General features: G+C 70.7%; 9 protein-coding genes. 4 read left to right on the forward strand and 5 right to left on the reverse strand.

Annotation, left to right across the window (positions count from 1 at the left end; genetic code table 11):
* Positions 1-5 precede the first annotated feature (5 nt).
* The gene (locus ADK57_RS22125) at positions 6-2,519 is read right to left on the reverse strand and encodes a DEAD/DEAH box helicase (RefSeq protein ID WP_053751233.1); all 2,514 of its coding nucleotides are present in this window, start codon (positions 2,517-2,519) and stop codon (positions 6-8) included.
* A 145-nt stretch (positions 2,520-2,664) separates the two neighbouring features.
* On the opposite strand from ADK57_RS22125, the gene ADK57_RS22130 reads away from it, so the two are divergent.
* Positions 2,665-3,459 carry a metal-dependent hydrolase gene (locus ADK57_RS22130; RefSeq protein WP_053751234.1) on the forward strand — a complete coding sequence of 265 codons (795 nt, stop codon included), beginning with the start codon at positions 2,665-2,667 and terminating at the stop codon, positions 3,457-3,459.
* 56 nt (positions 3,460-3,515) lie between these two features.
* Here ADK57_RS22130 and ADK57_RS22135 read toward each other — a convergent pair whose 3' ends face one another.
* The 4 genes from ADK57_RS22135 to ADK57_RS22150 all read right to left on the reverse strand — a co-directional run bounded on the left by ADK57_RS22135 (position 3,516) and on the right by ADK57_RS22150 (position 8,269).
* Complete coding sequence (locus tag ADK57_RS22135) at positions 3,516-3,767, reverse strand: type B 50S ribosomal protein L31 (RefSeq protein ID WP_053751235.1); 252 nt, start codon at positions 3,765-3,767, stop codon at positions 3,516-3,518.
* Positions 3,768-3,821: 54 nt separating this feature from the next.
* Positions 3,822-4,292, reverse strand: coding sequence for a DUF5709 domain-containing protein (locus tag ADK57_RS22140; protein WP_053751236.1), 471 nt, complete (start codon positions 4,290-4,292; stop codon positions 3,822-3,824).
* A 402-nt stretch (positions 4,293-4,694) separates the two neighbouring features.
* The gene (locus ADK57_RS22145) at positions 4,695-6,476 is read right to left on the reverse strand and encodes an ABC transporter ATP-binding protein (protein ID WP_053751237.1); all 1,782 of its coding nucleotides are present in this window, start codon (positions 6,474-6,476) and stop codon (positions 4,695-4,697) included.
* The gene (locus tag ADK57_RS22150) at positions 6,473-8,269 is read right to left on the reverse strand and encodes an ABC transporter transmembrane domain-containing protein (RefSeq protein WP_053751238.1); all 1,797 of its coding nucleotides are present in this window, start codon (positions 8,267-8,269) and stop codon (positions 6,473-6,475) included. Before ADK57_RS22150 ends, ADK57_RS22145 begins: the two co-directional genes overlap by 4 nt.
* A gap of 149 nt (positions 8,270-8,418) precedes the next feature.
* On the opposite strand from ADK57_RS22150, the gene ADK57_RS22155 reads away from it, so the two are divergent.
* The 3 genes from ADK57_RS22155 (at position 8,419) to ADK57_RS22165 (ending at position 12,473) form a co-directional block, all read left to right on the forward strand.
* Complete coding sequence (locus tag ADK57_RS22155) at positions 8,419-9,153, forward strand: L,D-transpeptidase family protein (protein ID WP_053751239.1); 735 nt, start codon at positions 8,419-8,421, stop codon at positions 9,151-9,153.
* A 66-nt stretch (positions 9,154-9,219) separates the two neighbouring features.
* Positions 9,220-10,875, forward strand: coding sequence for a peptide-N4-asparagine amidase (locus tag ADK57_RS22160; protein WP_053751240.1), 1,656 nt, complete (start codon positions 9,220-9,222; stop codon positions 10,873-10,875).
* 170 nt (positions 10,876-11,045) lie between these two features.
* Complete coding sequence (locus tag ADK57_RS22165) at positions 11,046-12,473, forward strand: cation:dicarboxylate symporter family transporter (RefSeq protein ID WP_053751241.1); 1,428 nt, start codon at positions 11,046-11,048, stop codon at positions 12,471-12,473.
* Positions 12,474-12,573: the final 100 nt, after the last annotated feature.

A 12,573-nucleotide genomic window follows, 5' to 3' on the forward strand; every position in this document is an offset into this window, starting at 1 on the left:
TGTACTCACAGCTGGCCGACGTCGGTGACGCGGACGATCGCACGGCCCTCCGCGTCGGAGGCCGCGAGGTCGATCTCCGCGCTGATGCCCCAGTCATGATCGTCGTTCGGATCGTCGAAGATCTGACGGACGCGCCACAGGCCGTTCTTCGGCTCCTCCTCGATCACCAGCAGTTTGGGGCCGCGGGCGTCGGGGCCGGTGCCGAGGTCGTCGTACTCGTCCCAGTACTTGTCCATGGCCTCGCCCCAGGCGTCGGCGTCCCAGCCGGCCTCGGCGTCCATCTCGCCCAGCTCCGCCACGTGGTCGAGGGCGGCCAGCTCGACGCGGCGGAACATGGCGTTGCGGACGAGGACACGGAAGGCGCGGGCGTTGGCGGTGACCGGCTTGACCTGGTCGGCCTTCTCCTGGGCCTCCTCGGCGGTCATCTCCTCCGGGTTGGCGAGCTGCTCCCACTCGTCCAGCAGGCTGGAGTCCACCTGGCGCACCATCTCGCCGAGCCACTCGATCAGGTCCTGAAGGTCCTCGGACTTGAGGTCGTCCGGGACTGTGTGGTCCAGGGCCTTGTAGGCGCTCGCCAGGTAGCGCAGCACGATGCCCTCGGTGCGGGCCAGCTCGTAGTGGGACACCAACTCCGTGAAGGACATCGCCCGTTCGTACATGTCACGGATGACGGACTTCGGGGACAGCGGATGGTCGCCCACCCAGGGATGGCTCTTGCGGTACGTGTCGTACGCGTGGAAGAGCAACTCCTCCAGGGGCTTCGGGTACGTGACGTCCTGGAGGCGCTCCATACGATCCTCGTACTCGACGCCGTCCGCCTTCATCGCGGCCACGGCCTCGCCGCGAGCCTTGTTCTGCTGGGCGGCGAGGATCTGCCGCGGGTCGTCGAGCGTGGACTCGACGACGGAGACCATGTCCAGGGCGTAGGACGGCGACTCGGGGTCGAGGAGCTCGAACGCGGCGAGCGCGAAGGTGGACAGCGGCTGGTTGAGCGCGAAGTCCTGCTGCAGGTCCACGGTGAGGCGGACGATGCGGCCTTCGGCGTCCGGCTCGTCGAGCTTCTCGACGATGCCGCCGTCCAGGAGCGAGCGGTAGATGGCGATGGCGCGGCGGATGTGCCTGAGCTGCTGCTTGCGCGGCTCGTGGTTGTCCTCCAGGAGGTGCCGCATCGCCTCGAAGGCGTTGCCGGGCCGGGCGATCACCGACAGGAGCATGGTGTGCGTCACCCGGAAACGGGATGTCAGCGGCTCCGGGTCGGAGGCGATCAGCTTCTCGAAGGTGCTGTCCGTCCACCCGACGAACCCCTCGGGCGCCTTCTTGCGGACGACCTTCCGGCGCTTCTTCGGGTCGTCACCCGCCTTGGCGAGCGCCTTCTCGTTCTCCACCACGTGCTCGGGAGCCTGCGCGACGACGTAGCCCGCCGTGTCGAAGCCCGCCCGCCCGGCGCGACCCGCGATCTGGTGGAACTCACGGGCGCGCAGCGTGCGCACGCGAGTACCGTCGTACTTGGCCAGCGCCGTGAACAGCACCGTGCGGATGGGGACGTTGACGCCCACACCCAGCGTGTCCGTGCCACAGATGACCTTCAGCAGACCGGCCTGCGCGAGCTTCTCCACCAGACGGCGGTACTTGGGCAGCATGCCGGCGTGGTGGACGCCGATGCCGTGGCGCACGTAACGCGAGAGGTTGCGGCCGAACTTGGTCGTGAAGCGGAAGTTGCCGATCAGCTCGGCGATCCGGTCCTTCTCCTCCCGCGTGCACATGTTGATGCTCATCAGCGCCTGAGCCCGCTCCACGGCCTGCGCCTGGGTGAAGTGCACGATGTAGACCGGCGCCTGCCTGGTCTCCAGCAGCTCCGTCAGCGTCTCCGTGAGCGGGGTGAGCCGGTAGTCGTAGGAGAGCGGCACCGGGCGGGTGGCCGAGCGGACCACCGATGTCGGCTTGCCGGTGCGACGGGTGAGGTCCTTCTCGAACATCGAGACGTCGCCGAGGGTGGCCGACATCAGGATGAACTGCGCCTGCGGCAGCTCCAGGATCGGGATCTGCCAGGCCCAGCCGCGGTCCGCCTCCGCGTAGAAGTGGAACTCGTCCATGACGACCTGGCCGACGTCCGCGTGCTTGCCGTCGCGCAGGGCGATCGAGGCGAGCACCTCGGCCGTGCAGCAGATGACGGGGGCGTCGGAATTGACGGACGCGTCGCCGGTCAGCATGCCGACGTTCTCGGTGCCGAAGATCTTGCACAGCTCGAAGAACTTCTCCGAGACGAGTGCCTTGATCGGAGCCGTGTAGAAGGTGACCTCGTCACGCGCCAGCGCGGCGAAGTGGGCGCCCGCCGCGATCATGCTCTTGCCGGAGCCGGTGGGCGTCGACACGATCACGTTGGCACCCGAGACCGCTTCGATCAGCGCCTCCTCCTGGTGCGGGTAGAGCGTGAGACCGCGCTCCTGGGCCCACGACTCGAAGGCGTCGTAGAGGGCGTCGGGGTCGGCGGTCGGCGGCAGCTGATCGATGAGGGTCACCCACCCATCTTGCCTGCCCTCCTCCCCTATAGGGGAATCGGATGCGGGTACGAAGATCGCGAACGCTACGCTGTGACGCCGACGGAGTGTCAGCGCACCCGGTCAACTGGACAGCGGCACACGATGAATGGGGCGGACAGCGGCGATGATGGGACCAGCACACTCACTGTCGGGGGCCGCGGCCTGGCTCGGCGTCGGCGCGGCGGCCGCCGCGACGGGGCACACCATGCCCTGGCCGGTCCTCCTGGTCGGAGCCCTGATCTGCGCCGGGGCAGCACTCGCCCCCGACCTCGACCACAAGGCCGCCACCATCTCGCGCGCCTTCGGACCGATCTCCCGCGGGCTGTGCGAGATCGTCGACAAGCTCTCCTACGCCGTCTACAAGGCCACGAAGAAGCAGGGCGACCCGCGCCGCTCCGGCGGGCACCGCACGCTCACGCACACCTGGCTGTGGGCCGCCCTGATCGGTGCGGGCGCCTCGGTGGCGGCGATCACCGGCGGACGCTGGGCGGTGCTGGCGATCCTGTTCGTGCACATGGTGCTGGCCATCGAGGGCCTGCTGTGGCGGGCGACGCGCGGCTCCAGCGCCGACGTCCTGGTCTGGCTGCTGGCCGCGACCAGCTCGTGGATCCTCGCCGGCGTCCTGGACAAGTCGGGCAACGGCTCGGACTGGCTGTTCACGGCGCCGGGCCAGGAGTATCTGTGGCTGGGGCTGCCGATCGTGCTGGGCGCGCTGGTGCACGACATCGGGGACGCGCTGACCGTCTCCGGCTGCCCGATCCTGTGGCCGATCCCGGTGGGCCGCAAGCGCTGGTACCCGATCGGCCCGCCGAAGGTCATGCGGTTCCGGGCCGGCAGCTGGGTCGAGCTCAAGGTGCTGATGCCGGCGTTCATGCTGCTCGGGGGAGTGGGCTGCGCGGCGGCGCTCAACTTCATCTGAGCGCCGGGCCCGATTCGGGCCGCCGCGCGCCTGCCGGAGCTCTGACCGGGGTGGTCTCAGCCGGCCCCGCCGCCGTAGCGCCGTTCGAACTGGGCGATACGCCCTTCCGTGTCCACCGTTCGTGCCTTGCCGGTGTAGAAGGGGTGGCTCTCCGAGGAGATCTCCACATCCACCACCGGGTACGTCTTGCCGTCGTCCCACTCGATGGTCTGGTCGCTGCTCGCGGTGGACCGGGTCAGGAAGGCGTAGCCGGCTGCGCGGTCACGGAAGACGACCTCGTGGTAGTCGGGGTGCTTGTCCTGCTGCATGGATGCTCCTTGTGCGGCGTCGGTGTGGCGCCCGAGGGCGCGGGGACGGCGGGATCAGCCGGACAGGGTGTCCTCGTCGACGATGTGCATCGCGGCCTCCTCGGCGGAGGCTGCCGCACCGTCGATGCCCACGTCCGTGGCGACCAGTGCGCTCTCCTCGTCCTCGTGAGCCCCCTCGTCGGGTGCCACGAGTCGACCGGAGCGCACGGAGCCGACCTCGTTGTCCAGGAGTTCCCCGTCGGTGCCCTCGCAGTCGCCGATGCCGTCGCCCTCGCGGGTGGCGAGATCGGGCAGCTCCTCGGCGAGCCGCTGGTCCAGCGTCTCGCCCCGCCGGCGCTCGGCGGCCGTCACGCCGCTGTGCTCCACCGCCCAGGGCCGCTCCGGAGGGGACCAGCCACGGTCGAGGGGGTCGCCGACACCGTCGTTGTCCAGGGTGTCCTCCGCGTCCAGCAGCCCCGCGTCGTCCTGGATCTCGGATCCGTCGGGCTGGTAGACGTCGTCGCCCCATCCGTCGGCGCTGTTCACGGGTACCTCCAGGTGATGAGGGCGGGCGCGTCCTCCCCGCGGTCGGCGGCCGACCCCGGGCGCCTGGGTCACACACGGCGCGCGTCGGCGAACCGCATGCACCCCGGGCGTTCCCCGAGCCGGTGCCGCTTTCCAGCCTTCCACCCCTTTTCGGGACCGCGCAACGCCACGGACACAGCGGCTCGCGGACCGCTCACTCCCGACCGGCCCTCGCACATCCCGCACGGGGGCGTCCCCGTCCGGCCGCCCGCACCGCAGCCGCCCAGCGGGGACCCGCCGCGTCCGCCCACCGGGACCCGCCGCGGCTGCCCAGCGCGGACCCGTCGTGGCTGCCCAGCGAGGACCCGTCGTGGCTTCACGGCGCGGCCCCGGCAGACCCCGTGGCCCCTGGCGAGCCCCCGCTCACCCGTGCCAGGACCGCCACAGGGACGCGTACGCACCATCCGCGGTGACCAGCTCGTCGTGGCTGCCCAGCTCGCTGATGCGGCCGTTCTCGACGACGGCGATGACGTCCGCGTCGTGGGCGGTGTGCAGGCGGTGCGCGATGGCGACCACCGTGCGGCCGTCGAGGACGCGGGCGAGGGAGCGCTCCAGGTGGCGGGCCGCACGCGGGTCGAGAAGGGAGGTCGCCTCGTCCAGGACCAGCGTGTGCGGGTCGGCCAGCACCAGGCGGGCCAGCGCGATCTGCTGTGCCTGGGCCGGGGTGAGCGCCAGGCCGCCCGAGCCGACCTCGGTGTCCAGGCCGTCGTCGAGCGCACGCGCCCAGCCGTCGGCGTCGACCGCACCGAGCGCCGCCCACAGCTCGGCGTCGGCGGCGCTGGTACGCGCGAGCAGGAGGTTGTCGCGCAGGGACCCCACGAAGACGTGGTGCTCCTGGTTGACGAGGGCCACATGCTCGCGGACCCGTTCCGCGGGCATCCGGGACAGTTCGGCACCGCCCAGGGTGATGCGGCCCTCCCGGGGCGCGTAGATGCCGGCCAGCAGCCTGCCCAGTGTGGACTTGCCGGCGCCCGAAGGGCCGACCAGCGCCAGCCTGGTGCCGGGCGCGACCTCGAGGGACACCTTGCGCAGTACGTCGACGCCCTCGAGGTAGCCGAAGTGCACCCGGTCCGCATGCACGTCACGTCCGTCGGGAGCCAGCGCGGCCTCGCCGGCCTCCGTCTCGATGTCCCGCACACCGACCAGACGGGCCAGCGACACCTCGGCGACCTGGAGCTCGTCGAACCAGCGCAGGATCAGGTTCACCGGGTCGACGAGCATCTGCGCGATCAGCGCCCCCGTCGTCAGCTGACCGACATCGATCCAGCCCCGCAGGACGAACACACCGCCGATCATGAGGACCGAGCCGAGCACGGTCACATGCGTGACGTTGATGACCGGGAAGAGCACCGACCGCAGCCACAGTGTGTAGCGCTCCCAGGCCGTCCACTCCTTGATCCGGCGCTCCGACAGTTCGATACGGCGGCGGGCGAGCCGGTGGGCCTCGACGGTGCGCCCGGCGTCCACGGTCTCGGTGAGCGCGGCTGCCACGGCGGCGTACCCGGCGGACTCCGAACGGTAGGCGGACGGCGCCCGCCGGAAGTACCAGCGGCAGCCGACGACCAGCAGCGGAAGGGCGAGCAGCACGGCGGCCGCCAGCGGCGGTGCCGTGATAACCAGCCCGCCCAGCAGCAGGGCCGTCCACACCACGCCGATCGCCAGCTGCGGCACAGCCTCGCGCATCGCGTTGCCGAGCCGGTCGATGTCGGTCGTGATCCGGGACAGCAGGTCGCCCGTCCCGGCCCGCTCCAGGACACCCGGCGGCAGTCCGACCGACCGCACGAGGAAGTCCTCGCGCAGGTCGGCCAGCATCCGCTCGCCGAGCATCGCCCCGCGCAGCCTGACCTCGCGCACGAACACGGCCTGGATGCCGAGGGCAACCACGAACAGCGTGGCGGTGAGCCCCAGATGGAGTTCCCGTGCGCCGTCAGACAGCCGCTCCACGAGCCCGCCCAGCAGCCACGGGCCGACCATCGAGGCAAGCACGGAGACCGTGTTGACCGTGATGAGGAGGACGAAGGCCCGGCGGTGCCGGCTGAACAGTTCGGCCACGTAGGCGCGTACGGTCGCGGAGGCGCCGACGGGCAGGGTGTTCGCCGTCGTCGGGGCCGCCGGATCGTACGCCGGTGGCGCCACGCCGATCATGCTGTCTCCTCGATTTCTTGCAGTTCGTCGAGTTCGTCGAGTACGCCGTTCAGGGCGGCCTCTTCGTCGGTCTCGCGGGTCACGACCGCCCGGTACCGGGGTTCCTTGCGGACGAGTTGGCGGTGTACGCCGACCGCCGTGACCTCGCCCTCGTGCACCAGGACGACCCGGTCCGCGCGGTCCAGAAGCAGGGGAGAGGAGGTGAACACCACGGTCGTGCGCCCTGCGCGCAACTCCCGCACGCCCTCCGCGATCCGTGCCTCGGTGTGCGAGTCGACGGCGGAGGTCGGCTCGTCCAGGACGAGCACCTCCGGGTCGGTGAGCAGCGACCGGGCCAGGGCGAGCCGCTGGCGCTGGCCGCCGGACAGGGAGCGTCCGCGTTCGGTGATGCGGGCGTCCATCGGATCCTCGGCGTCGAGCGACCCCTGGACCAGGGCGGTCAGGACGTCCCCGCACTGCGCGGCCGCCAGTGCCTCCGCGGCACCCACGCCACCCGACGCGGGCACGTCGAGCAGTTCGCGCAGCGAACCGGACAGCAGCACGGGGTCCTTGTCCTGGACGAGGACGGCCGTTCGCGCGGAGTCGAGCGGGAGCTCGTCCAGCGGCACCCCGTCCAGCAGTACGGACGTGCCCTCCTCCGAGGGGTGTCCGCCCAGCCGTTCCGCGAGGCGCCCCGCCGCGTCCGGGTCGCCGCAGACCACCGCGGTGAGCCGGCCGGAGGGGGCGAGCAGACCGGTCGACGGATCGTACAGGTCGCCGGAGGGCGCCTCGGCGGCGCGCGACCCGACGGTGTCGGTCGCCCGCTCCAGCGACAGCACGCGCGCGGCCCGTTTGGCCGACGGGCGCGAGAAGGAGTACGCCATGGCGATCTCCTCGAAGTGCCGCAGCGGATAGGTGAGGACCATCACCGAGCTGTACACGGCGACCAGTTCGCCGACGCCGATGCGGCCCTGCCGGGCCAGATGGACGCCGTACCAGACGACCGCGACCATCAGCAGCCCCGGCAGCAGTACCTGGATCGCGGAGATCAGGGACCACATCCGGGCGCTGCGCACGGCCGCGTGGCGGACCTCCTGGGAGGCGCGGCGGTAGCGGTCGAGGAAGAGTTCCTCGCCGCCGATGCCGCGCAGCACGCGCAGACCGGCGACGGTGTCCGAGGCGAGTTCGGTGGCCCGTCCGGCCTTCTCGCGCTGGAAGTCGGCACGCCGGGTCGCCCGGGGCAGCAGCGGCAGCACCGCCAGCGCCAGCACCGGCAGGCCCGCGGCGACGACCACGCCGAGTGCAGGCTGGTAGACGACCAGGCCGACGCAGACCAGCACGACGGTCACCGCCGCCGCGGTGAACCGCGACCAGGCCTCGACGAACCAGCCGATCTTCTCGACGTCACCCGTGGAGACGGCCACGACCTCGCCGGCCGCCACGCGCCGGGTCAGCGCCGAGCCCAGCTGGGAGGCCTTGTGGGCCAGCAGCTGCTGGACTCGGGCGGCCGCCGTGATCCAGTTGGTGACGGCGGTGCGGTGCAGGAAGGTGTCGCCGATCGCCTGCCCGGCGCAGCACAGTGCCAGCAGCCCGCCCGCGAGGGCGAGCCGCCGACCGGAGCGGTCGACGACGGCCTGGACGGCGAGACCGACACAGAACGGCAGTGCGGAGACGGACATGAAGTGCAGCAGTCCCCATGCCAGTGACTTGAGTTGGCCTCCCAGCTGATTCCGGAAGAGCCACCACAGGAATCGGGGACCCGACCGCGCGTCGGGCACACCCGGGTCGGGATACGGAAGGTCTTGAATCTGCATGACGTCCCAGTGGCTCGTGTCAGGGGGGAGGGTTCCGCGAACGGCGGTAGCAAACCGTGAAAGGTTCGCGTCGCAACGTGGTCGGGGGCAACAGGTTTTCTCCTCCGGCGCACAGAACCGGCTACCGGCGATGGTGCGACCATGGAGCGATGCGGAATGGCAGCGGTGTGCAGCGAGCGGTGGTGTGGGCGGCCGGTGGGTTGCTGCTGACGGCCACGTCCGCGTGCGGCGCCGAACACGGCCGCGGTGGGGACGCGGGATCCGCCGACAAGGCCGTCCCTGCCCGCTCCGCCCCCGCCGACCCGACCCGTGTCCCCGATGTCGGCGACCGGCTGCAGCGGCGCATCCCCGCCGAATCCCGCCAGGTCGTGGCGGTCTACGGCGACGGCAAGAACTCCGCGACCGCCACGGTCGTGCTGTACACCAAGGACGGCTCGTCCTGGGTCCGCACCCGCAGCTGGCCGGCGCACAACGGCAAGAAGGGCTGGACCACCGACCACCACGAGGGCGACAAGCGCAGCCCCGTCGGTGTGTTCACGCTCAGCGACGCGGGCGGCGTGCTCCAGGATCCCGGCGCCGGGCTTCCGTACACGCGGTCCGCGGCCTTCGCGGCCCCGCGCTGGTGGGCGAAGCCCTACTGGCACGACTTCGACTACGTGATCGCCATCGACTACAACCGCGTCAAGGGCACACCGCCCAACGACCCGACCCGTCCCGAGGGTGCCTCCAAGGGTGGCGGGATCTGGCTGCACATGGACCACGGCAGCGGTACGTCGGCCTGCGTCAGCCTGTCCAAGCCGGCGATGCGGTACCTGCTGCGCACGCTCGACCCGAATCGGCATCCCGTGGTGGTGATGGGGGACAGGGCCGACCTGAAGGCCTAGTCCTGTCGGCGGTCATGAGGGAGGCGTCATTGCGGGGCACCCCCAACTCGCCGTAGAACACCGGCCATGAAGAGACGGATCATCATGTCCATGCTCGCAGGAGCGACCCTCCTGGCGAGCACCCTCCTCGGAGCGGTACCCGCCCAGTCCGCGGAGGTCCCCGCCCAGTCCGCCGAGGTCCCCGCCCAATCCGCCGGCGACCCTGCCCAGTTGGCCGAAGTCCCGGCCGAGTTCGGCAGCGACTGGCACGACCCCATCACGGCAGCGCCACCCGTCACCAGGCCCTCCGGCAAGTCCTGCCAAGTCACCGTGGCCGAGGCCCAGTTCCGAGACTTCACGCCCTACAAGGGCACGTACACACCGCCGGACGGCTGCGGCGACAGCTGGAGCAAGGTCGTGCTGCGCATGGACGGCAAGGTCAAGGGGCGGCAGTTCGACCGGCTCGGCTATCTCCATGTGGGCGGAGTCGAGATCTTCCGCACGTCCACGCCCCAGCCCTCGCCCGACGGCATCGAGTGGTCCGTCGAGAAGGACGTGACGCGCTACAGCAAAACCCTCCGCGGCAGCCAGGACGTCGAGATGCTCATCGGGAACGTCGTCGACGACACGTACACCGGAATCATCGACGTCAAGGTCACCCTGACGTTCTACGCGGGCAGGCCGGCCGCCGCGCCCGATCGGGTCCTGACCCTCGACGACCGATCCACCCTCACCACCCCGCGCAACAGCGAACGCATCCTCGCCGAGGTGTACGCCACCGGCTCCGGCGGCGGCTGTGAAGAGTACTGGTACCTGACGGTCCCCGACGACGCCCCGTACTCCTGCCATGCCGCCGGCGGCCCCTACCGCGAGGTCCAGATCAAGGTCGACGGGCAACTCGCGGGCATCGCCGCCCCGTTCCCGACCGTGTGGACCGGGGGCTGGTCCAACCCCTTCCTCTGGTACGTCGTTCCGGGACCGCGCGCCTTCGACATCAAGCCGATCGAATACGACCTGACGCCCTTCGCCGGCCTCCTCAACGACGGCCGACCGCACCGCGTCGAGGTCTCCGTCGTCGGCGTGCCCGAGGGGCAGAGCGGCTGGAGCACCCCGGTGAACGTCCTCGTCTGGCAGGACGCGAAGAGCGCGCACGTCACCGGCCGGCTCACCGCGCACAAGGTCGGTGACCTCGCCAACTCCTCGACCTATGAACCCGGTTCGGAACACCGGGTGGACACCGAGGGTGACCACCGGCTGACCGTCGCCGGGTACGTCGACACCTCGCACGGCCGGGTGACGACCACCGTCAGCCGCTCCCTGGCGAACACCTCCACGCACCGCTGGACCGACGGCGAGACCATGGACGCGCTGGACGCCACATGGACGGACGACGAGTCGGTCACCGTCGACGGAGGCGGGCCGGCCCGTACGACGCGCACGCGGCGGACGTACACGATGGACGGCACCACCACGCTCGGCGCGGCCGACCGGCTGCGCACCGTGCTGACCCTCGGTGACCGGGCCGCGGTCACGGAGTCGCTGGGTGGCCGGCGCATCGCCTGGTCGCGGCTCGACGACGCCTACGCGGGCGACGCGACGTACACCGTGAACGTGCCGCGCGACCAGCGGCACGCGGTCGGAACCACCGGCGAGCGCTACCGCGTCCGGGGTTCGAGCGGCTGCCACGACCGCTCCCTGACCACCGTCCAGGGTGTGCTCACCGAGGATCGCAGCGGCTGCTGAAGGGAGTTGTGTGCGATGGGTCACAAGTGGCGTGATTTACACGGCTGCAACGCGGCGGTCTTGTAGGCGATCAACGGCCCCTCCAGAGTGGTCGACACGGAAACAGCTTTCCGCATCGCAGAAGTTCCGTCCCCGGCTTCTGTGTACCACCGTCCCCCCAAGGAGTGCCCGTGCCGCCGTCCGTCCCGTCCCTGCCGCGACGCGTCGCACGCATATTGCGTACCTCTCTCTTCGCGCAGGTCGCCTGCGCGCTGGTGCTCGGAATCGTCGTCGGAAAGCTGTGGCCCGACGTGGCCACGGATCTCCAGCCGCTCGGCGACGGTTTCACCCGGCTCATCAAGACGATCATCTCGCCGCTGGTGTTCTGCGTGGTCGTCGTCGGCATCGCCAAGGCCGGTGACCTGAAGGCGTTCGGCCGGATCGGGCTCAAGGCCCTGATCTGGTTCGAGGTCGCGAGCACGCTTGCCCTGCTCATCGGTCTCGTCGCCGCCAATGTCGTCCAGCCCGGCTCGGGGATGCACGTCGACCCGTCCACGCTCGACACCTCGGCGGTCGACGCGAAGACGGGCGGCGGTTCGCTGCCCTCGACGACCGAGTTCATCGTGAACGCGATTCCCACCAGTTTCATCGGCGCCTTCGCCGAGAACTCGCTGCTGCAAGTGCTCATCCTGGCCTGCCTGGTGGGCGCCGCGCTGCTCCACCTCGGGCACACCAAGGTGCCGCAGGTCCTGCCCGCCATCGAGCAGGCACAGGAGATCATCTTCGCGGTGGTCGGCTTCATCATGCGGCTCGCCCCGATCGCGGTGTTCGGTGCGATGGCCGTCCTGATCGGCCAGTACGGGCTCGGTGTGATCGAGACGTACGCCAAGCTGATCATCCTGTGCTACGTGGCCGCCGCGCTTTTCATCGTGCTGCTCGCCGTCGCCCTCAAGGCGGTCACCGGGCTCAGCCTCTGGAAGTTCGTCCGCTACATCCGCGAGGAGATACTCCTCGCGCTCGGCACCGCCTCCACCGAGTCCGTCATGCCGCGCGTGATGCAGAAGCTGCGCAAGGCCGGTGCCCGCGACGACGCGGTCGGCCTGGTGCTGCCGACGGGGTACTCCTTCAACCTCGACGGCGCCTCGCTCTACCTGTCCATCGGCACGCTGTTCATCGCCCAGGCCGTCGGCGTGGACCTGAGCCTGAGCCAGCAGATCACCGTGGTCCTCGTGCTGATGCTCACCAGCAAGGGCATGGCGGGCATCCCCGGTTCGGCCTTCCTCGCCCTGTCCGCGACCGCCTCCTCGCTGGGCGCCATCCCCGCGGGCGCCGTCGCCCTGCTGCTCGGCGTGGACCGGATCATGGACTCGATGCGCGTCGTGACGAATCTGCTCGGCAACTGCGTCGCCGTCTTCGCCGTCTCCCGCTGGGAGGGTGCGCTGGACGCCGACAAGGCGAAGAAGGTCCTGGACGGCGAGATCGCGCCGGCGGCGGACGGCGACGAGGGTGAGCCGACGGCAGTCGCCGAGGGTGAGCCGACGGTCGTCGCCGAGGACGGGGAGCACCTTTCTGCCGTACCCGCCCAGTCGTCCAAGGAGCCGGCCCCCGAGGCCGGTTGACGACAGCTGCACCCATAGGTCGCGGCCGCCGCTCCAGCAGTACGGAGCGGCGGCCGCGACCCGTTTCTCGGCAGCCCGGCCGCGACCCGTTTCTCAGCAG

The organism is Streptomyces sp. MMG1533 (assembly GCF_001279775.1).
Lineage (GTDB): Bacteria > Actinomycetota > Actinomycetes > Streptomycetales > Streptomycetaceae > Streptomyces.